This window comes from Paenibacillus ferrarius (genome assembly GCF_002027705.1).
GTDB lineage: Bacteria > Bacillota > Bacilli > Paenibacillales > NBRC-103111 > Paenibacillus_E > Paenibacillus_E ferrarius.
This window is the reverse complement of the sequence record NZ_MBTG01000023.1, coordinates 147,971-169,935: the sequence shown is the minus strand read 5'-3', so window position 1 is coordinate 169,935 and position 21,965 is coordinate 147,971. Positions and strand designations below refer to the sequence as shown.

Genomic DNA, 21,965 nt, shown 5'->3' with positions numbered 1-21,965 from the left:
GAGAGTAATGAACACACTTCTTTCACTTTTGATCACAATACGGGGACAAGCAGCCTTGCAAACGGTTATAAGCCGCTTTTCCCAACCTCGCTGGGGCTGACCCCTGTATACTTTTTGAAAATCGAGCTAAAATAAGGAACATTTTTGTACCCGACCTTCTCGGATATCTCATAGATCAGATAGTTGCCTTCGGCCAGAAGGGTTTGCGCCTTCTTCATCCGGACTTGGATTAAATAGTTGGTGAAGGTTTCTCCGGTCGCTTTTTTGAAAATTTGATTCAAATAATTGCGAGACAGATACAACTGCTTCGACATATCCTCCAAGCCAATTTCCTCGGCATAATGATCATGCGCATATTGAATCATGAATTCAACTACATCCTTATGTTTGGAATTCTCATTCCAATGACGACTTGTGGCGATGATGTGGATTTTGTGCTGAAGCCATTGCTGCAGCTGCTCCGGCGTTTGGATTTGAACGATTTCTGCTGACAGATTCATGTCTGGGAACAGCTCGTCAAGTACGATGCTCACGCTGTATAAGGAGTAGGCGAAAATAGTCCAAAGCTCTGTACACAAATACTGCAAGTAAGCCGGTGTAATGGTGGACATGCTTTGTATTTGACGAATATAAGCTTCTACAATCTGAGCGGCAGTTTCCTCTTTGGAGTAGACGATCGCTTCCGCAAGCTCTTGATAAAACTTAATCGGTCGAATCGCCAGCTCGGATGAGACGGAAGCCAGCTTCCCCTGCGGGGTGGTAACTGTTTGCTGCAATAAATCCAAGAAAGCTTCCTCTGTCGAATCAGAGATTTCCAGCCATGACGCTTTAATCTGTCCTAGTCCTAATCGGATAGTCAGCTTTAGATAAGTGAGAACACATTCAGTTATGCGATTGCCGATCGATCTGATGCGATCAAGAGCAGTCTCCATAGGGATAGTATCATCAATATGGAACATAATCGCAGCATGATGGCTGTGAAGCTCAATGAAGTCAGACTCCGGCCAATCCTCGGCCAAAACCTCTCTAATGATGTTGGCTAAAGCGAAGCGGAATAAGTTCCAGTCGATAAGGGATAAATTGGCCGTACGAACGGTACTCATCAGCTCAATTCCCATCACAAGATGGCTTCGGTGCAGCCAATAGCTTTGTTCAGAAGGGGGAATACTCGCCGCCGCCGCTGATTTATGAAGCGTGCCAGTCATGACAGATTTCAGCCATTCCTGCTGACCAAAAGGCTCGTACAACAGCAGGCGTCTCTTGATTTCTTCCTGCTCTATTTTCTTGATTTCTTTGGCTTCGAGTTCTTTGATGACCTTGGCGAGTACCGTTTCAAGCTCTTGAATGGTGACAGGCTTAGACAAATAGTCGCTCACCTGCAGCCGCAATGCCTGCCTCGCATATTGAAAGTCCGTGTAACCGCTCAGGATAATCAATTCACCGGGGAAGTTAGTCTCCCGCAGTTTCTCAATCATTTCTAGGCCGTTCATCACCGGCATGTAGATATCCGTAATGATAATATCCGGTTCAGTTTGTCGAACCATCTCAAGCCCTTCGGCGCCGTCACTGGCTTCGCCAACCAGCTCCGCATCAATAGACGCCCAGGGAATCGCCTTCTTCATCCCTTCCAGCACTTGAAAGTCGTCATCAATAATGAGTATTTTCCACATCATATCGCTCCTCGACTTCTTCTTTATTTCGGATTTGCGGCAATAGGATCGTAACCTCAGTCCCTGTGCCTTCCGTACTTGTAATGCGAATTCCGTATGGAGGGCCGAAATAAGCTTCCATCCGCTCCTTCACGTTGCGCATGCCGTAACCGCCTGTTTTCCTTGCCTTCGGTTGATCCCAGTCGGGTCGCAGCCCGACACCGTTATCTTCAATCTGGAATCGAATGTCCTGATTCAGCAGATGCACAGACACGCGGATATTCCCGGTCTTCCTCCCATGAAAGCCATGAATAATAGCATTTTCGATGAACGGCTGCAAGGTCAGTCTGGGAATATAGAGCTCCTTGGCAGCCTCATCGATAGAGATCGTGAATGTCAAACGATCCCCCCAGCGAATTTGCTGTATCTGCAAATAACATTCAACATGCGTAATCTCGTCCGCGATGGGAATCAACGTTTCCCCATTGGACAGGCCGATACGAAACATTTTACCCATCAAGGATAGAATCTTGCTAATCTTATCTTGGCCGGAGTCAATCGCCAGCCAGTTCAATTGATCGAGCGTATTATAGAGAAAGTGAGGATTAATCATCGCTTGGAGCGCTTTGATTTCGGCTTCGCGCTGGCGTTTGTGCTGAGCTTTCAACGATTCAAGCAGCTCCTCGATTCGTTCCATTTGCTTGCGGTAGCCGTTAAATAAATTCCCGAACTCATTGGTATAATCCCTTGGCAAGTCAGCGACAAAGCCCCGATCAGGAAGCTTGCCCATGAAAGCGACCAGCAGCTTGATGGGTGTGGTGAATTGCCGGGAGATGAAGAAGGTAACAAAGGAAGCAACGAAAATGGCGGAAAGACCGACGGTTAGGAGAATCAGCGCCAAGCGAATACTACCATGAATGATGGTGTTCCATGGTGTCATCTCAATGAGTGTCCAGTTGGAGGGCGATTTGCTCCAGACCAGCAAGGAATCCCCTTGCGGCTTGCTAGTCAAATGAATACTGCCCGATTTCTCCTTCAGCAGTCTAATATTCTCCAGTTCACTCTCCTGCAGATCGGGGTTGCCGATTGTCGCAATTTTCCTGCCGCTGGCGTCTACAAGCAGCCTGCTTCTTCCCTCTGTCTCCCCCCTGATCAAATTCTGAATCTCCGAAGATTTCACATTGAGCAGGAGCATGCCATAGTAGATTCCTGAGTTATTGTACAGCTTCCTTGCGAAGCTGATCACCGGAATCGGGCCGGAATTAGTCGGAATGGTTCGCTCTTCGATCCAAGCAAAATCGTTATTCTGGATGCTCGGAAACCATGCTTCTTCTTTTACCTTTTGCAAATCATAAACCCGCAGTGGACCTTGTGCATCCGTCGAAAAAGGCCGTTCAATATATAAATAAATGGATTGCACCATGGTTGTACTGTAGGTAATGCTGGCGAGCAAGCTGATTAGATCCACCTTACGGCGATTTCGCTCAAATAAATCACTCTCCAAGGGATCGAACGCGATCGTCTCAATATTCCGATAGGCGGCTAGAGACATCTGTTCAACTGAGTTCAACTGAGTCACTAAGCGCTTGTTTAACTCATTTAAGAGATCCTGCTGATAGCTGGCTGTATTGCTGGCTAACTCCCGTGAAGTCAGGCTGTAGCCGATCCAGGAGGAAATGAGCAGCAGAACCGCAATGAATGCGGCAAAGCTTCCGAAGAACAGCCGTCCGATGCGAACACGTTTGAACATAGTAAACAGGGCTTATCCCTCCCCCATCGCTTCTGGTAAAAGTGGAAAAAAGGCTGCAGGTAGCGCAACCTTTTTCATATGATATGTCTCTCATTCTATCCTTTCACTGCACCGGAGGCAATGCCATCGACAAAATGACGCTGCGCCATGAAAAATAAAATCAAGGAAGGGATAATGGAAACGAGCGACATCGCCAGCAATTGTCCCCACGGCAGGGCAGATTGGCTGTCTACGAACAGCTTTAAAGCAAGGCCTACGGTGTATTTGCTGACAGAGTTAATATACAGCAGGTGTCCGAAGAAGTCGTCCCAATTCCAGAGGAAACAATAGATGGCTACGGTCACCAATGCAGGCTTCGTTAGCGGCAGCACGATTCGCCAGTAGATGCCGAACCAGCTGCAGCCGTCCATTTTGGCCGATTCATCCAGCTCCCGCGGAAGTCCGCGAATAAACTGCACCAGCAGGAAGATGAAGAAAGGGCCGCCTATACCGCCGGCGAGTGCATGCGGCACATAGAAGGGCAGATACGTATTGACCCATCCCCACGTGTTAAACATGATGTATTGCGGCACCAATGTGACTTGACTTGGCAGCATTAGAGTAACCATCAGAATGGCGAACCAGAAATTTTTCAACGGAAAATCCAACCGCGCGAAGCCAAAAGCAACCAAGCTGCAGGAAAGAATGGACGTCACCAGAACGCCGGCAATGAGTTCAAAGGTGTTCAGATAAAAATGCGTAAAGGTAAACTTAGGAATGGCGACCCATCCTTCGCTGAAATTGCTCCATAACCAGACGCTAGGGAATAGGGCAGGCGAACTCATTTCTGCGTTCGATTTGAAGGCAGCCCCGACCCACCATAACATGGGATAAATCATAACTAGGCAAAATAAGGCCAATAAAAGATGCGTTCGTATTGTACGCGACTTATTCATTTTCTTTTCGCTCCTTCTGTTTCGTAGAATACCCAGTAGCGGGATGAGGCGAAAATGACAGCGGTCACGATTGCAATCACCACAAGAAGTATCCATGCCAGCGCGGAAGCATAACCCATCTCATATCTCGAAAAAGCGCGATCATAGAGGTACAAGGCATACATGTAAGTGGAGTTGATGGGACCGCCTTTCGTAATAATGAAAGCCTGAGTAAACATTTGAAAGGAACCAATCGTTTGAAGCACCAGGTTAAAAAGCAAGACGGGAGACAGCATCGGCAAAGTAATTTGAAAGAACTGTCTAACTTTGGAAGCGCCGTCTACGGAAGAGGCTTCGTAGAGCTCGGCAGGGATTTGTTTTAATCCGGCCAGGAATATAACCATGGAAGAGCCGAACTGCCAAGCGACCAGAATAATCAAGGTGCCAAGGGCTGTCTTGGGATTGCTGATCCAGCTGACTCCGTCAATGCCGAACATGCTCAGGAAGCGATTGATGAAGCCGTCAATCCCAAAAATATTTTGCCAAAGAATAGCCACGGCAATGCTGCTTCCGATTAAGGAAGGCAAATAAATAAACGTTCGATAGACGGAAATCCCTTTAATTTTCTTATTCAGCAGGATCGCTACCATTAAAGCGCTGAAGAGCTTAATCGGTACAGACAGGACAACGAAAAGAATCGTGATTTTCAAAGACTGGCGAAACAGCTCGTCATCAGCAAAGATGCGCTCATAATTCCGCAGGCCAATCCATTCCGGTGCATCTAACAGCGTATATTTGGTGAAGGAGTAATACATGGATTGAATCATCGGCCATAAGGTTAGAAGCAGAAACCCAATCAGCCAAGGGGAAATAAATAAATAACCAGCAAATGGCGACTCCCAGCGTCCTCTCAGGGTAAATGCTGTTTTTAGCTTACTTGCGGGAAGCTTGTGGGAAGATAAACTCGTGTCAGCCTTCATCGGGAAAACCGCCTTTCATGTTAAAGCTTATATGCTTAGTATAAAAGGTAAGTCCCGCTTGAAAAATGAGAGTAATGAACACAATTCATTCACAATCGAACAATATCATTGGCGGTTTACAAACTTATGTATGGCGAGGTACACGCGCTTGAAGTGGCTTGTCCATCATCTCCAAGGAGGAGACAGCGCTGTCCCCTCCAAGACCACGATTAGCCTAGGCGGGCATGCTTGGCAAGAAGAGGCAGAGTCCTCATACCGTTATTCGCGATCGGATAATCTTGAACAACCGTAATGCTCGCTGTATTTCCTACGTAGACGCGGTTTGTTCGTGTGTTCAGCGCCATATTTCCCGCGGATTCCCCCGTGCGCAGCGTGGTTAGAAGCTTATTGCTCTGTCCGTTATAGGCCGATAAATTACGGCTATCGAAGTCTCCGATGAAATAATGATTAGTGAGCGGATTGACCAATATGGAGGAGAAGGCCGGAATCTGCAATGTCTCCAAGATACGATTGGTTTCACCGCGGAGGACATAAAGCTTCCCTCTCCCCTCCTCCTGAGCACTTGTGAAGTAAATACGATTGGTCAACGGATTCACAGCGACCTCGCTTTGCAGGCTTCCGAGCTGAATAGGAATACTCTTCTCAGGGGCATTGCCCAGAATTAAGGAAGCGAACCGGCTTAAATTATTGGCAATATAGATACGGTTGGATGTGCTGTTAATACCCGGTACAATGATAGGATTTCTGCCTACTTTAATGGTCTTGCTTACTTGCAGCGTTTTTCCGTTGACGATATGAAGAGAGTTTTTCCCAACGTTCGTCACATAAATGTAGTTCGTCCGCTCATTCACGGAGACGAGAGCCGGTGATCCGCCGACGTTCATGGTTTGCAGTATACGGTTGGTGCTGCCGTCAATCACGCTGATCGTCCCGCCCAGATTGGCGACATAGATGCGATTGCTGCCTCGGTGTACGGCAATGCCATAAGGGCGCAGTCCGACGGAAACGGTCGCTATGACACGGTTTAATTTGCCGTCAATGACGGAAACCGTGCGATCGCGAAAATTAGTCACATAAATCCGATTGGTACGAGTGTTCACGGCAAGGTAAGTAGCACCCTCCCCCACCTTCACATTCCGTATAACACGGTTGGTAACCCCGCTAAGAATACCGACTTGATTATCACCTTGCACATAATACACGCGATTAGTTGCGGAATTGGTTTGGATATCCCCTACATTAGTCGAGACAGGTACAATAGCGAGGACTTGGGGCAGCTTGGATGGCGCCTTAAGTTGTGTAGAGCGCTTTAAGACGTTGGTCATGGGAGATCCCTTCCTCCATTAAGGTATGAACCTTTATTACTATATGGATAAAAAAGGGATTGGGAACATTTTACTGAAGGAGACGTGCAGTTTTGGTTATACAAAAGGGAATATATGGTATAATTAGATTATTGAATAAGTAAGTGATTGGGAACGGTGAGTGTAAGATTGAATGAGGGGTTGAAGGAGTAACTGAGTAAGTCTGTAAGTGGTTGATTGAATAACTGAGTAAGTCTGTAAGTGGTTGATTGAATAACCGAGTAAATCTGCAAGTGATATATGGTGTAAATAGCGAATGAGATGAGTTAGTGTTTGAGTGAATGCAGGATTGAACAAATGAATGAACAAATGAAAGAACAAATGAATGAACAAATAAATGAATGAGTGAACGAATGAACTTACGAATGAATGAATGAATGAATGAACAAATAAATGAACAATTGAATAATTGAATAATTGCAATACTGGGTGACTTACCGAATGATTGGGGATGGTACTTCTAGCATGGTTAAAATGAAAGCGATTTCTATCGCGAGTATTAGCGTGGTTTTGGTTGTAATTGGAGTGAGCTTTTGGGGGTTCAATTCGACTGGATTTTGGCAAAAGGCAGCTATACCCACGCCCGGGGAATCGGTTGCTTCTTCCATGGTCGCTTCTCTACCAGCGCCTTCCCCTAATTCGATAGAAACAGCTGCGCCAGCTAAAAAAAGCTTAGCTGACTTGCTGCTGCAATACGGCTCCCTCCCCTTAGCGGACGTGCACAATCATGATGCAAGTGATAAGAAGTACGCCGGGATGAAGGGTGTCTGGCAGCGAGACCAGGTGGACCGAGTTGTTCTTTTTGGTGACGTTTCCGAGTATAGCGCAATCCGCACGGATGAGTATGCTTGGGAAGCTTATACGGAAAGATCGGATTTTTTTACGCCTTTTTTCTCCGGCTTTGATTTGCACGATCCAAGCTGTCTGGATGTTATCAGAAAAAATCTCGAACAAGGCTATTTCGGCCTTGGTGAGATAGTGGCTGCTTCCTACAACTCACCTGTGGTGTCCAAAGTAGAGTGGAAAGGCAAAGATCCTATGGATGGCTTCTTACCGCAAATTTATGATTTATGTGCAGAATACCAAGCCCCTATTCTGCTGCATATGGATCCTCCAAACGGTTTTGTTATAGATAAATTGGAGGAAGCATTGAAGAGTCATCCGAAGACAACTTTCATTTTCGGCCATGCCAATGCTTATAACTCACCAGAGAATATCAAACAGCTGCTGGAGAAATACCCCAATGTTTATATGGATTTCTTCGCAGGCTTTACGATTCTCAATCTGGACAGTGCGAATCGACTCGAGGATTTCCTTCCGTTGATGAAGCAATTTCCTGACAGATTTATGCTGAGTACCGACTCTGGCTACGGAGTTGGGAGTGAGGAAGCGGCGATTGAAGCGATGTATCGTGTCTTGGATGCCTTGAATGAGCCCACGTTAATCAGTCAAATAGCCTACTCCAATCTAGATGATATCCTGCGTAAGGAGCCGGCAACCCAAACACAAAAGAAAGCTATTCTCACGCAGGACCCTTCTCGAGATATGGCTGGGCTTAACAAATTAGAAGCGGGCAAATTACTCTATAGCAAGGTGAAATAGGGGGCGCTAACCAACTTAGGGAACTACGGTCCTCTATTTCATCTAAAACTACCTGAATTCAAGGTCAGGCGGAACTACAGTCCCTTATTTTGTTGGTTTAGCCATCTTATGACGGTAATTTCGCTAAATAGCGGAACCCAGTTCCCTTTCATCTCCGTTTGCCGCTATTCACCCAAAATAGAGGATCGTAGTTCCGTTTCATCTACACGGTGCAGGAGAAAACTCCAAAAGCAAAGACAATCATCAAGGCGACCTCCTAGACGGAGGTTCACCTGACCTGACGCCCCATCGCCGCGCCTACCGAAGATTGGCACGCTGCAGCAGCCGCTTGATGGAGCGGTTCGCTTCTGGGAGGACGATGTCCTTGTCGATCGTCCGCATGATGCGGTTCTCCATGACGATCCGACCATTGATGATCGTCGTCTCCACATCGGCGCGCGTCGCAGAGTAGACGATGCGCGAGATCGGGTCCACGTCGAAGGACGGGTACGTGTGGAAGTTATTGAGATCGAGGATCGCCAGGTCGGCTTTCTTGCCGACTTCGATGCTGCCGATCTCCTTCTCCATGCCGACCGCGCGGGCACCGCCAATGGTCGCCATGCGGAAGACCGTTTGCGCGTTCATCGCGGTCGGCCCGTGGATGGGCTTCTGGATCAGCGCCGCGAGCCGCATCTCGTTAAACATGTCGAGATTATTGTTGCACGGTGCGCCGTCTGCTCCTAAGCTGACGGAGATGTCGAGCTTCAGCAGCTCCGGCGTCTCGGCAATCCCTGAAGCCAGCTTCAGGTTGGAGCCGGGACAGTGGCTCACATGGACGCCACGCTCATGGATGATGCGCTTCTCCTCGTCATCGAGCCATATGCAATGCGCCAGAATGAGGCGCTCATTGGCCAGACCAAGATGGTCGAGATAGACGACATTGCGCATGCCGGTCTCGGCTTGCACAATCTCGATCTCGCCGAGATTTTCGGAAGCGTGCGTGTGCACCTTCACTTGGTACTGCTCTGACAAGCTGCGAACCTCACGCAGCAGCTCCTCCGTACAGGAGATGACGAAGCGCGGCGAGAAGGCATATTGAATGCGGCCGTCGTCATGGCCGTTCCATTTTTCGAGCAAATCCACGCTTTGTTGAAGGGATTCGGCTGTTTTCTCTTGCAAGGCAAAGGGAACCTCATCCCCTTTGTCCATCATCACTTTGCCAGAAAGCGCGCGGATGCCGCTGGAGGCAATGGCTTGGAAGGCGAAGTCCGTATGATGCACGGTTTCCATATCGACGATCGTTGTCGTACCGCTTTGGATCAGCTCGCCAATGCCAAGCAGCGCGGAGTAATAGATGGACTCCTCGTCATGGGAGGCTTCGAGCGGCCAGATCCGCTTTTTCAACCAATCCATTAATTCCAAATCGTCGCCTTTGCCACGAAAAATGGTTTGGCAAAGATGGATGTGCGTTTGGACAAAGCCGGGAATGACCGTGCGGTTGGCAGCATCAATGATTTTATCCACCTGCGGAGGGTCTAAGTCCGGGCCGATCGCCGTAATCCGATCATTTTCGATTAAAATATCCCAGTTCACAATTTCATTTTTACGGTTCATGGTCACAATTTCAGCATTTTTAATTAAAATGGTTGTCATCGTTACAAACCTCCTATTTCCATCTAGAGTATGAAGCTAGGGAACAAAAAATAGCCACGAAAAATATGCCGGTATGCACATTTTTCGTAGCTAGAAATTTACGGTTTCTAAGTAGAGACCCTTAATCCAATTATTAAGGTTATACGAAATGGATCCTATTCAGTTCGCTTTTGCTTTCCTCTAGCGTAAACGGATCGCTGAAATTTGTCAACAGTGCGTTAGATTAACTGACATGCCCTCCCTCTTTTATGAAAATGACGTTTTCATTTCGAGTGATTCTGAGTTCCGCTGCCAAAGGAATAGAAAGTTGTCACTCTTTCGTACAGTAAGTGCATCATCATTCCAGCTGCAGTATGCGCGAGGTTATGGCGATGATCCATCCAGAGGTCAGGATTATTGGCGACGAACGCAACCTCATACGTCTCGCCCGGCTGAACGTCCAGTGTATCTGTCCACCATGGACTGCCCGTGGAGGGCTTGCCATTGCGAGACAGCACGAGTACACGGTGTCCGTGGAGATACATCGGATGATCAATGATGCCGCGATTGACGATTGTAGTTTTGACGAGGTCTCCCTCTTTTGCCTCCAGCATCGGCGTTTTTGGGAATACATGTCCGTTCAATGTGTACAAAAAATCCATTTGGCGATTATAGAAGCCTAATTTATTATCTAAAACTAAAGTGAACTCTCGATTAAACGAGCTGCTTGCATCAAAAGGCGTGGCCGCCGGACTGCCATATTGAAATGGATCAAAAGCAATGGTCCTAGGAACTGTTGGAATCTCCCCTCTTCCATCCGGTGACATCAGGATACCTAGCTTATCGTTCTCGCCAACATCGAGGTATACCGGATGCTCCGGCATGATGAAGGCCAAGTCATAACGTCCGCCTGAAGCAGCAGTGAGATGAGTATTAGTCAAAATGTCGGGCTTATTCAGGTCCGTGCCATCAATCGCAGCAACCTCAAAATGTGTACCCACCAGCGTATATTTCTGCTGAATCCAATCATCCGTGTTGATAAGCCTTAACCGAACGGACGTCCCCGGCGCGATCGTCATGCGTTCGAGCTGATCGGATGCGCCGATAGCCAGCGCAGCGCCTTTCCAGCGATGTGTCATCACTGTAATATCTTTGACCTCCTGCAGAGGTGTCTCTTTGGGTTCTACAATGAGGGAACCAAACAATCCCATGCTGACGGCTTCCTGGGAATCCTGATGGGAATGATACCAGAAGGTACCCACCTGCTCCGCGCGGAAACGGTAAGTATAGGTTTCGCCGGGCATGACGGCATTTTGCATAGCTCCGGCAACGGCATCCTCCCCATTTGGCACATCCAAGCCATGCCAATGAAGGGTAACACCTTGTTCAATGTCCTCATTGACCAATGTCACTTCAACCAACTCTCCTGCTTTCACGCGCAGCTCTGGCCCGGGGATCTGGCCGTTGTAGGTCCAAGCGTCTATGGTTTTACCTGAGCTTAGCGTTACGGTCTTTTTCTGCGCGGTTAGTGTGAAGCGACGATCCGGCGTTACTTCGCGCGACCCGCTTAGATCAGCGACCGCAACCATTGTGGCAGAGGAGTCGTTCATAGCCCCCTTCTCGCCATTGTAAGCAGGCAGACTGCCATTTCCCAATACGGACTGCCGGCCGTAATCCGAGGTTCCGCTTGCCATATCAATTTCGGGCGGTAATTCACTGTTGTTCATGGCGATTGTGAATAGGTAGTATGCCGATCCTGCGACTACGGCTAGTACGCTCAGCATCGTTAAGCCACGCTTCCAGAAAGCGGGGATCACATAGTTGGCCATTTTGCCCACCTGCCTGTAACGCATCTGATGTCTCCACCACAGCCCTGCCGTTGCGACTGCGAAGACAGCGAGTGGAATGGACATCTCGAGCCATTGAAACCAAACCGGAGGCACCAAGGAGAAATATAGGGCTGTTAATGCGCCTAATGCTGTCATTTGGAAGGGAAGAATAAGTGCTGGACTTGCGGCCCTTTGGTAAATGACGGTTTCCAGCGGCATGGCTTCGCTTTGTTCGAGTGCATTCTGCTCTGCTTTTATTTGCTTGGTCAAAGAACGCAGTTTAAACAGCTTGGGAACCGATATGAGCCAAACGGTCAAGAGCGGCACAATCACGAGCGGAGCTTGAATACATACACGATCTAACCAGAAGATAGGATCCATCGTTTGCTGTATCCAGACAATGGGGCTGATGACAGCAGCAGCTGGAAGGATTGGAAACCACGACCAGAACAGCACCTTGCGCGTTTTGTCGTGAAGTTTTTCTATATGACGGCTATAAAGCAGCCCTGAAGCTTTGACACTCCCGATCCAAGTGAAAACGAGATACATGAGACTAGCGAATAAGATAATTTGAGTGCTTATGCTGTACACAATGAAGAACCCTCCTAAATAATTTGCGATAACTTAAGTATAGATTCCCTTGGGGGCCCTTCAAACGGTCCAGAGGCTAAGTGAAGACCTAGACCAAAGTTGGGGGAAGATGTCAGTGCCCTATTCCGCTTGTTTTATGAGGTAAGCGATTACATAGTTATGAATAAACTGGAAATAGTTTGCGTTTTCAAAATGGATATGGTATGATGAATCCAATCGACAAAAAGAACCTGAATTCACATATTGTAAAGGGTTTTCATTTTTGTTAGTGAACCTTTTGCAATGTGTGAATTTTTTTCTCTTTGAAGAATAAAAAACATGTTAATAATTTTTGGAGGTATTTCTCATGGCTACTGGTACAGTAAAATGGTTTAACGCAGAAAAAGGTTTCGGTTTCATCGAAGTTGAAGGCGGCAACGATGTATTCGTTCACTTCTCCGCAATCCAAGGCGACGGTTTCAAAACTTTGGACGAAGGCCAACAAGTTGAGTTCAGCGTAGTTCAAGGCAACCGCGGACCACAAGCAGAAAACGTTGTAAAACTGTAATATAATTAAAAAGACTGCCTTTACTTGTGTAATGGCAGTCTTTTTCAATTTAGTCCATGCGGCTTAACGGTTTTGCCAAATAGCGCAATACTAAGGAGGTTTATCATGTATTCCAGAAAAAAGTCGCTTGAAGAGATGCCTCTAGAAAATGTGACGATATGGTCTTGTGAAAAAGAAGGCTGTAAAGGCTGGATGCGAGATAATTTTGCATTCGATCACGTACCGACTTGTCATTTATGTCAGTCCACCATGGTTCGAAGTGTCAAGTTACTTCCATTAGTTAATAACACGAATAGTGATCAAAAAACGCTCAAAAAAGGCGTGCAAATATAAGAGAAGAGAACCCGGGGGCATGACTGTCTTCGGGTTTTTTGTGTTATTCTATTGGAAAAGGATGTACAACTATTCGTCGGACCGGGGAGGACCAATTTCTGTGAAATCAAGCAAACGACGTCAATGGCCGTTATTAGTGGGCGCATGCGTACTGGCGGCATGTGTGGTTATTGTAGTGGGCAAGTCCCCACTTGGCGCAATTGCCACATGGAGTCAGCAAACCGATAGCCCAGCCGCTCTAGCCACACCGATTCCAACACCGCCGCCTCGAGAGGCTGTTTCTTTTCGGATGCTCGGCTTTGATCGAGGGTGGGTGAAATACGTCGATGGCGTCATGAAGACTGCAGACGGTGGGGATCAGTGGCAGGATGCGATTGGAGCCGACATCACGGCCGAGGAAGCTGGGGCTGCCCTTCCAGCGGACGGGCCTTTCAATGAGCTGCTTAGCTTGGAAGCTGGTCTAACAGGTCAGCAGGAAACGCCTAAACCGCTAACCGTCACTATAGGCGGAGCGACATTTCCTGTGAAGCAGTCGCAGTTCTTGACGCCTCGCATCGGCTGGGCATTGCCCGCTAGCGCCAAAGACAGCAAGAGCCCACTGCTGGCAACAATAGATGGCGGACAGACTTGGGTGGATGGCCTGACACCGGACATGAAGGCAGCGATTCAGAAGGAGAAGGATCACCTTCAGCAGTTGAAGCTGGAATCTGTGCTCTATACGGATCAGGCAGCAGCCAAGGCAATTATCGGCTCGAAGTGGAAGCTTGTGCCAGAAACTGCCGCTCCTGGCGATGTGGTGCTGGTGCGTCATGACGAGCCAGGGACGATACAATGGCTGAATAAAACCTACACGCTTCAGCCGTATGGAGCGGGGTATTTCGCTTATTTGCCGCTTTCGATGAGTGCCAAGCCAGGCAAATATCCGATTGGCGACCAAACCTTAACCGTTCGGGCCAAAAAGTTTGAAACGCAATATTTGAAGGTGACCGCTCAAATGGAAAGCATGAAGCAAGATACGGCGCGCATTGATGCGGATCAGAAGAAGATTGATCAGGCTCGAAGCAAGTCCGAGCCTGCGTTCCTGTTCAGCGGTCCGTTCGTGAAGCCGATCGAGGGGATTTTGACGACGCCGTATGGGTACACCCGTTATGTGAACGGGAAATACGACAGCGCTCATATGGCCGTTGATCTGGCCGCCAAGGAAGGCACCCCGATCAAAGCCACCAACGACGGGGTCGTCGCGTTAGCCGACAGCTTGTACCTGACTGGCAATTCCATCTATATTGACCATGGGATGGGGCTTTTTTCGCAATATGCCCATCTGTCTGAACTGCGCGTCAAAACGGGCGATCGGGTCAAGCAGGGCGATATTATTGGGCTGGTCGGCACGACGGGATTTTCTACGGGGCCGCATCTGCACTTTACCTTTTGGGCGCATAATGTGCAGGTCAATCCCGATCTGTTCTGGGGCACGACACCGTTTCGCTGGGTGGAGCCCAAAGGCTAGGAGAAAAAGGACACCAAACCCGCTGACTTGCAGCGTGGCCCAGTGTCCTTTTTTATTTTACCGCAGAAATACGCTCATAGGTTTCGAAATCGCAAATGACGAACAGCCGCGCTTCCTCCGGAATAAGCTGATCCAGCTTGCGGTTGATATTCAGTTGATCCCCATCGGAGATCAGGGTTGCCCCTTCTTCCAGCAGCAGCTCGAAAGCGTCGCGGTACGTTCTCCACGATTGTCTGCGGCCAAGAACATGAAAGTTATTATCGGATTGCCTTGTAAGCAGCTTGGATACGATACGGGAGGAACCTGGCGAAAAAGCAGAACGCACAGCTAATTGCGAAATGGTTTCGTTGCCCAGAATGAACTCATTGACGTTGACATGTTGGAAATTTTGCATGTTTTCACGATTTTTGATTTCGACAATGGAATGTACATGACTGTAATTACGTTCAATGGTCGTGGCAACGAGCAGTGTTTTGCCATCAACGAAAGAAGGATCGCGAAGCATCGTATGGTCCGCTGTCGTATCATTGGCAAAAACAAATACCGAACGTGCTTTAGTCATATTCGCCATTTCTAACGTTTCAAGATGAGACGGATTCCCTTGAATATAATGAACGCGGTTATGGATAATAGGCGTCTTCTCCATGATATCAATGAGCACAATCTCAGTTTCGGTATCTGTATTCAAGATTTCCTGAATGGCCAGCTCGGCATGCTTGCTCCAGTCAATGATCACAAAATGCTGTTCCCCTTGGTATCTCAATTTGCCCGCTTCCTTTCGCTTTCTGTAGATAAAAAGTGAATCAATCACTTTCCCGATGCTTACAGAGATCAAGCCTATACCGAAGACATAGAGAAAAATGCCAAGGCATTTGCCTGCCACTGTTCTCGGATAATAATCTCCATAGCCTGTTGTGGTCACGGTTGTCATCACCCACCAAAGGCCGTTGAAGACGTTGCCGAAGGTCTCTTTTTCCAAAAGGTAAGCACATACTGAAGAAGTTACAAGAAACAGAGCGGCTAGTCCAAAAAGGAACTTGTTATTCATCCGCAGCAGCTTCAGAAAAAATTTACTGAAATAGAACATAGAGCTGTCCTTTCATGGGTCTAAATGGAAAAAATGGGATGTGGACGACATCATTGTATCATAGTTTGATTTATTGTTGGAAAAGTGGATTTTTGCCGCTTAGGCGTGTTAAAATAAGGAACAAATGTTCTGAAATGGAGAATCACAATGGCTGAAATCTTCAATATGTCCGTCCGCTCTTTGGTGGAATATGTGTATCGCAGCGGCAGCATTGAGTCGGGATTTCGGACAAGCCGCGCGCTGACAGAAGGAACCAAAGCCCACCAAAAACTACAGAAGCAATATGACGAGTTGGATCTGCATGAAGTGTATGTTTCGGCGGAAATTACCTATCAGGGTCTGCTGTTTGTCATTGATGGACGTTGTGATGGTCTGTTGTTGGATCCAGACGGCGTAACGGTTACTGTGGACGAAATCAAATCAACCTCTTCGGACATCAGCCTGATTGAGGCGGACTCTTATCCGGTTCACTGGGCACAAGCGAAGTGCTATGCCTATATGGTAGCCAAAGATCGGGGTCTTACCCGCATGCGTGTACAACTTACCTATATGCAGGTGGAGACGGAAGAAGTTCGGCGTTTTGTCGTTGAGGCCTCCATCGAGGAGCTGGAGCAGTTCGTCTTTCATGTCGTGCAGCGATTCTATCCGTATGCATTGGCCAAATATGAGCATGAACAGCGCAGGAATCTGAGCATTAAGGAGCTCGCTTTCCCGTTTCCCAGCTACCGAGAAGGGCAGCGAAAGCTTGCAGGCGCTGTTTATCAAACGATAAACGAAGGGCATAAGCTGTTTGCCAAAGCCCCGACGGGCATCGGGAAGACGATTTCGACCCTTTTTCCCGCGGTCAAAGCGATAGGTGAGGGGCTGCTGCAGCGGATATTCTATCTGACGGCAAAGACGATTACAAGAACGGCTGCGGAGGAAGCTTATTCGCTTTTGCAGGATCAGGGCCTGCGACTTCATACGGTGACGATCACGGCTAAGGATAAGGTATGCTTTAAGGACGAAGTCCGCTGCACGAAGGAGTACTGTGAATTCGCTGACGGCTACTATGACCGGATTAATGAAGCGGTATTAGATCTATTGCGGCATGAGACGATGATGACTCGTCACGTCATTGAATCGTATGCGCGTAAGCATCGTGTGTGTCCTTTTGAATTTTCTTTGGATGTCGCTTATGCGGCTGATGCGATCATTTGCGATTACAATTACATTTTCGATCCTCGGGTGAATTTGAAAAGGCTGTTCGAAGAGCAGAAGCGGCAAACCGCTCTGCTTGTCGATGAAGCGCACAATCTCGTTGATCGTGCGCGGGAGATGTACTCCAGCGAGCTGCAGAAATCCAGCTTTCTTGCGCTGCAGCGTGAGTTCAAGGGCGTTCATGCTGAGCTGCACGATGCGGCCAAGGCGATCAATCAGTATTTCATTGCGCTGCGCAAAAGAATGGGAGACAGCCCTATGCTTGTGGAGCCGGAGCTGCCGGAAAGCTTGATTGCACAGCTCGAAGTGTTTATTGCAGCAGCTGAGAAGGTGCTGGCCGGGGCGGGAGGCAGAGCGGATCAAGGGCGTGCAGACATTTTCTCAGGGGAGACGACTCCTGACGAGAGTGATCGCTTGACGGAACCTGCGCTGCTGCTTGAGGCTTACTTTAGCACGCAGAATTTCGTGCGTATCGCGAAGTTGTTTGATGAGCGGTATGTGACGTTCACCGCTAGTGACAGGAACGAGGTTAATGTGAAGCTATTCTGTCTGGACCCTTCCCATCTGCTTCGGCAAATGGGCAAAGGGTACCGATCCCACGTGTTTTTTTCTGCGACCTTGTCGCCGCTGTCCTATTTCATGGACACACTGGGTGCTGGAGAGGAGGACTATTCGGTGACGGTGCCATCCCCTTTTAGCAAAGACCAATTGGAGGTGTTCGTACAGCCGTTGTCGACACGCTATCAAGACCGTGAGCGCAGCCGTGAGCCGATTGCACGTTCCATCTTGGAGCTGGTGACGGGCCGTCCAGGCAATTATTTCGTGTTTTTTCCTTCCTATGCTTACATGAGCAGCGTGTATGAAGCTTTCACCGATCTTGTCGGAGCTCAGCCAGCGGATGGAGCATCATCGCGAGAAGCCGGGAGCGGTCTGGACGTTCTTGTTCAGCAAGCTCTCATGTCCGAGGAAGAGCGCGAGCAGTTTCTAGCCGCGTTTCAGGCGGGTACGGAGAGGACGCTGGTAGGCTTTGTTGTGATGGGAGGGATTTTCTCCGAGGGCATCGACTTGGTGGGAGATCGGCTGACAGGCGTAGCTGTCGTGGGCGTCGGTTTGCCTCAGTTAGGTCCGGAACGGAATCTGATCAAGTCTTACATGGACAGCACCGGCAAAAATGGCTACGAATACGCCTACGTCTTCCCCGGCATGAATAAAGTCCAGCAAGCCGGCGGTCGTCTGATCCGCTCCGAAACGGATCGCGGCGTACTGCTGTTGATCGACGACCGTTACCTGCAGCCGCTGTACCAGCGCTTGCTGCCGGAGGAGTGGCGCGACTACACGGTGCTTCCTTCGCGGCGTCGGTAGGACTGAGCCTGCGCGCGAACCCGCGCTGAGCAGTCGGAAATGGCAGGCTTAGCGCCCAAAGTGGGCTAAAGCGAAGTAGGACTGAGCCTGCCGAAAAGGCAGTCTCATTGGTCGCCTGCGCCCACCCCCCCAGGCTCCCAAAGAGCCATCTCATCTCCAACCCCACCAAAGCAAAAAGTGCCCACCGGCACGATCATGCCAGTGAGCACTTCTTTCCTTACAGGGACATGCGATAAATGTTCACGACGTCCTCGCGAGACAGCTTCTTGAAGTTGCCGAAATCGCCGTAAATCATGGCCTTGTCTGCCATCACTTCGATGCTGGACTCGTCGATATCGTAGTCTGCCAGTTTGCTTGGCGCACCGATGGAAGCCAGGAAATCGCGGAGTGCCGCAATCCCTTCCTCGGCAACTTGGCGGTCTGTTTTGCTGGACGCATCAATGTCGAAGACGCGCTGAGCGAATTGTTTGAAACGCGGCACGTTGGCATCAAGTGTGTAGGTCATCCAGTTCGGGAAGAGGATAGCCAACCCGCCGCCGTGCGGAATATCGTGAACCGCGGATACGGCATGCTCCAGATTATGCGTGGCCCAGTCACCGCGAACGCCCATGCTTAGAGTACCGTTGAGCACCATCGTGCCGCTATATAGAATCGTAGCGCGTTCCTCCAGATTCTCCAGATCCTGAAGCAGGCGTGGTGCCGTATCAATCACGGTGCGAAGAATGGTCTCACAGAAGCCGTCCTGCAAAGGCGTATTTGTTGTATGATGGAAATATTGCTCAAAGACATGGGACATGATATCTACGATGCCGTAAACGGTTTGGTTTTCAGGCAAAGAAGTGGTATGAGCAGGATCGAGAATTGAAAATTTCGGGAAGGCGAACGGGCTGCCCCAGCCGAGCTTTTCTTTTGTTTCCCAGTTGGTGATAACAGAGCCGGAATTCATCTCCGAGCCAGTCGCGGCAATAGTGAGAACTGTTCCAAGCGGCAGCGCGCCTGTAGGGGAGGCTTTGCGTGTAACAATATCCCAGAAATCACCGGCGTATTTAGCGCCTACAGCAATCGCTTTGGCACAATCGATAACGCTGCCCCCGCCAACTGCGAGCACAAGGTCGATGTTCTGGTTGCGGCATAATTCCACTCCCCGATGAACGGTAGTCAATCTCGGATTGGGCTCAACACCGCTAAGTTCGAAGACGTGGGCGTCAATGCCTTTTAGCAAATGAAGGACATTCGAATAAATTCCATTTTGTTTAATACTTCCGCCGCCATAGACGAGCAGCACGTTTTTGCCGTATTTAGGTACCTCAGCTGTTAATTTCTCCAGTTGCCCCTGACCGAAATGCAGTGTGGTTGGATTGTAAAATGTAAAAGTATTCATCGGTGTGCCTCCTCTGTGAATCTGTAGGAAAGTTGAACGTACTAGTTTTCATTGTATAGAAAGCAGCTTGAAAAAACAAAACAAGCCCTCTCTTAAGACAAACCGCCTTTACTATCAGCTTACCCTCTCTACAGCTGGATGAATCTAATTATCTAAAATTAAATGTGTTGTTTGGAGGCGACTAGACGATCGGATCATATTTTGGAAATTGCTTATAGTTGTGTTAGGTGAACAACGACAGATCTTATCATTTTTGTGGTACTATTCGTCTTAGCGGTGAAGAAGCGCAGCTAAAGTGGGTCAGGGGGAAATCGAATCATGAAAGGATACTCTGTAGGGCAGACGGCTAAAATATGCCAGACTTCGATTCAAACACTCCATTTTTACGATAAAATAGGGCTTGTAAAGCCGCATCGTGTAGATCACCAGAATGGCTATCGCTATTACTCCAGCCAAGATATTCTAGCGGTTAAAATTGTTCAGGACCTGCAAGGCATGCAGTTTACGCTGGAGCAGATCGGCCAGATGTTCAAGGACAACAACACAGTGAGCATCCCGGAGCTGATGAGTGCCAAGAGGGCAGAGGCGCAAGCGACGATTCGCTCACTCGAGACTGTAGTTGGGTCCATTGATGAAAGATTGCGGAATTTGGAAGTTCATCATCAGCTGCGCAAAGCGTTCGAGCATACGGAATATTATTTAGAATTGAAGACGTATCCAGACCGGTATATGGCTTTCGAAAGGAAAAACGATGTATGCGGGATGGAGTCTTCCGTTATACGGTTTATGGCCTTGTTAGACAGGGTCAAAGAGCACGGATTGACGGTAGATGGCCACATCTGGACGATCTATCATGAAGATTTGCTGACATTTGATCGAAATGACTCTGATATTGAGGTATGTGTGCCGCTGCTGGCGAGCAAGATCGAACCTTCTTTCACCAGATGGTTGCCGGGCGGAGAGTACATCTCTGCAGTCTATGCCGGGTTTCCCGATGAAGAATCGTGTAAAGGGCTGTACAGGCGGTTGCGAGAATGGATGATCTTGAATGACTATGAAGAGAACGGCCCTGTTCTGGAGCGATACTTGATTGATTTTACTCATATGAGGAACACGGATGAATTTATTGTTGATTTGCAAATTCCTGTGAAACACGTGTTGACCCTATAGCTGCTATAGGGTTTATTTTTATTTCATAAGGCTAATGAGCCGCGTAAAACACTAAGGAGGATGCGAGATGGAAGTGATATTAGGAGCAGGTCCGCTGGGCAGAGCAGTCATGAAGGAGCTTTTGAAAAGAGGGAACCGTGTAAGAATGGTGAGTTCCTCGGTTAAAGCGGATGTGCCCTCTGGTGTAGAGGCCGTTCAGGCTGATCTGATGAGTGAAAGCGGCGCATTAGCCGCGATCAAGGGAGCGAATAACGTCTTTCAATGCGCAGCACCGCCGTATCATAAGTGGGAAGGCTTATTCCAGCAGATGATGGGCCATATTGCGCACGCGGCATCGTATCATCAGGCCAATCTCATTATGGGGGATAACCTGTATATGTATGGAGAAGTGAAAGGGCCTATTCATGAAGGGTTGCCCTATAAAACCCATACCCGCAAGGGCAAGGTGAGGGCTGAGCTGGCTCGAAATCTGCTCAACCTGTATGATACAGGCACGTTAAAAGTAACGATTGGCCGAGGATCTGATTTCTATGGTCCACATGCCCGGAATTCCTCGTATGGTGACCGCTTTTTTGGACCACTGACGAAGGGAAAGGCTGTTTCGCTGCTGGGAAATCCGAATGAATTGCACACGGTCACGTATGTGGAGGATTTCGGGCGAGCACTCGTTATTCTAAGTGAGCACGAGGATGCCTTCGGCCAAGTATGGCATGTCCCGCATGCAGAGACTGTGAGCGCCCGCAAATTCACAGAACTAGCTTATGAAGTTGCTGGACACGCTCCACGTATCGGTACGATGGGTCGCGGGATGCTCCGATTGGGTGGTCTGTTCATACCCGCGGCGAAAGAAGTTGTGGAGATGCTGTATGAGTTTGAGCAGCCTTTTGTGATGGATTGTACGAAATTCATGAAGCGTTTTGGTAAGGAAATGACACCAACACCTCTACGCGCTGCGCTTGAAGAAACCATCGCTTGGTATCGTCAGCAGCCCCAATAAGCAACTACACCTGCCGACCGATTCATTTTGTTTATATTCCGTTTAAAATTGATGTGTATGATCAGGTTAAAGAAGTAGAACATACACAGAC

The 21,965-nt window shown here is 48.5% G+C and carries 16 protein-coding genes and 1 riboswitch; of the genes, 7 read left to right on the top strand and 9 right to left on the bottom strand.

Features of this window, described 5'->3' with window-relative positions:
• Positions 1–65 precede the first annotated feature (65 nt).
• The 5 genes from BC351_RS23370 to BC351_RS23350 all read right to left on the bottom strand — a co-directional run bounded on the left by BC351_RS23370 (position 66) and on the right by BC351_RS23350 (position 6,618).
• Positions 66–1,673 (bottom strand): response regulator transcription factor, encoded by a 1,608-nt coding sequence (locus tag BC351_RS23370; RefSeq protein WP_244209155.1) that lies wholly within the window; start codon positions 1,671–1,673, stop codon positions 66–68.
• Entirely contained in the window at positions 1,648–3,399 is a 1,752-nt protein-coding gene (locus BC351_RS23365; RefSeq protein WP_079415441.1) for a cache domain-containing sensor histidine kinase, read from the bottom strand. The genes BC351_RS23370 and BC351_RS23365 overlap by 26 nt, the downstream gene beginning before the upstream one ends.
• A gap of 95 nt (positions 3,400–3,494) precedes the next feature.
• Positions 3,495–4,334: a carbohydrate ABC transporter permease gene (locus tag BC351_RS23360; RefSeq protein ID WP_079415439.1), complete on the bottom strand. Its 840-nt coding sequence runs from the start codon at positions 4,332–4,334 to the stop codon at positions 3,495–3,497.
• Complete coding sequence (locus BC351_RS23355) at positions 4,331–5,293, bottom strand: carbohydrate ABC transporter permease (RefSeq protein WP_079415437.1); 963 nt, start codon at positions 5,291–5,293, stop codon at positions 4,331–4,333. Before BC351_RS23355 ends, BC351_RS23360 begins: the two co-directional genes overlap by 4 nt.
• A 209-nt stretch (positions 5,294–5,502) precedes the next feature.
• Complete coding sequence (locus BC351_RS23350; RefSeq protein WP_079415435.1) at positions 5,503–6,618, bottom strand: YncE family protein; 1,116 nt, start codon at positions 6,616–6,618, stop codon at positions 5,503–5,505.
• A 504-nt stretch (positions 6,619–7,122) separates the two neighbouring features.
• Here BC351_RS23350 and BC351_RS23345 point away from each other — a divergent pair.
• Positions 7,123–8,259, top strand: a complete 1,137-nt coding sequence (locus tag BC351_RS23345; RefSeq protein ID WP_158082202.1) for an amidohydrolase family protein — start codon at positions 7,123–7,125, stop codon at positions 8,257–8,259.
• Positions 8,260–8,556: 297 nt separating this feature from the next.
• Here BC351_RS23345 and BC351_RS23340 read toward each other — a convergent pair whose 3' ends face one another.
• Both BC351_RS23340 and BC351_RS23335 read right to left on the bottom strand, forming a co-directional pair.
• A complete protein-coding gene (locus BC351_RS23340) occupies positions 8,557–9,891 on the bottom strand; it encodes a 5'-deoxyadenosine deaminase (RefSeq protein WP_079415433.1) in 1,335 nt (444 codons plus the stop codon).
• A 67-nt stretch (positions 9,892–9,958) separates the two neighbouring features.
• A riboswitch (purine riboswitch) is annotated at positions 9,959–10,058 on the bottom strand.
• Positions 10,059–10,154: 96 nt separating this feature from the next.
• Complete coding sequence (locus BC351_RS23335) at positions 10,155–12,290, bottom strand: multicopper oxidase family protein (RefSeq protein ID WP_244209154.1); 2,136 nt, start codon at positions 12,288–12,290, stop codon at positions 10,155–10,157.
• A 346-nt stretch (positions 12,291–12,636) separates the two neighbouring features.
• Between BC351_RS23335 and BC351_RS23330 the strand changes: the two genes are divergently transcribed.
• The 3 genes from BC351_RS23330 to BC351_RS23320 all read left to right on the top strand — a co-directional run bounded on the left by BC351_RS23330 (position 12,637) and on the right by BC351_RS23320 (position 14,677).
• On the top strand, positions 12,637–12,837 hold the full coding sequence (locus tag BC351_RS23330; RefSeq protein ID WP_079415431.1) for a cold-shock protein: 201 nt from the start codon (positions 12,637–12,639) through the stop codon (positions 12,835–12,837).
• 105 nt (positions 12,838–12,942) lie between these two features.
• Positions 12,943–13,170 (top strand): cold-shock protein, encoded by a 228-nt coding sequence (locus tag BC351_RS23325; RefSeq protein WP_079415429.1) that lies wholly within the window; start codon positions 12,943–12,945, stop codon positions 13,168–13,170.
• 100 nt (positions 13,171–13,270) lie between these two features.
• On the top strand, positions 13,271–14,677 hold the full coding sequence (locus BC351_RS23320; RefSeq protein WP_158082201.1) for a M23 family metallopeptidase: 1,407 nt from the start codon (positions 13,271–13,273) through the stop codon (positions 14,675–14,677).
• Positions 14,678–14,729: 52 nt separating this feature from the next.
• On the opposite strand, the gene BC351_RS23315 is transcribed toward BC351_RS23320, so the two are convergent.
• Entirely contained in the window at positions 14,730–15,764 is a 1,035-nt protein-coding gene (locus BC351_RS23315; RefSeq protein ID WP_079415425.1) for a potassium channel family protein, read from the bottom strand.
• A gap of 147 nt (positions 15,765–15,911) precedes the next feature.
• Between BC351_RS23315 and BC351_RS23310 the strand changes: the two genes are divergently transcribed.
• On the top strand, positions 15,912–18,326 hold the full coding sequence (locus tag BC351_RS23310; protein ID WP_079415423.1) for an ATP-dependent DNA helicase: 2,415 nt from the start codon (positions 15,912–15,914) through the stop codon (positions 18,324–18,326).
• 217 nt (positions 18,327–18,543) lie between these two features.
• On the opposite strand, the gene BC351_RS23305 is transcribed toward BC351_RS23310, so the two are convergent.
• Positions 18,544–19,707 (bottom strand): iron-containing alcohol dehydrogenase, encoded by a 1,164-nt coding sequence (locus BC351_RS23305; protein ID WP_079415421.1) that lies wholly within the window; start codon positions 19,705–19,707, stop codon positions 18,544–18,546.
• Positions 19,708–20,025: 318 nt separating this feature from the next.
• Here BC351_RS23305 and BC351_RS23300 point away from each other — a divergent pair, with 318 nt between their 5' ends.
• A complete protein-coding gene (locus tag BC351_RS23300; RefSeq protein ID WP_079415419.1) occupies positions 20,026–20,877 on the top strand; it encodes a MerR family transcriptional regulator in 852 nt (283 codons plus the stop codon).
• 67 nt (positions 20,878–20,944) lie between these two features.
• Entirely contained in the window at positions 20,945–21,874 is a 930-nt protein-coding gene (locus BC351_RS23295; RefSeq protein WP_079415417.1) for an NAD-dependent epimerase/dehydratase family protein, read from the top strand.
• The last annotated feature ends 91 nt before the right edge of the window (positions 21,875–21,965 follow it).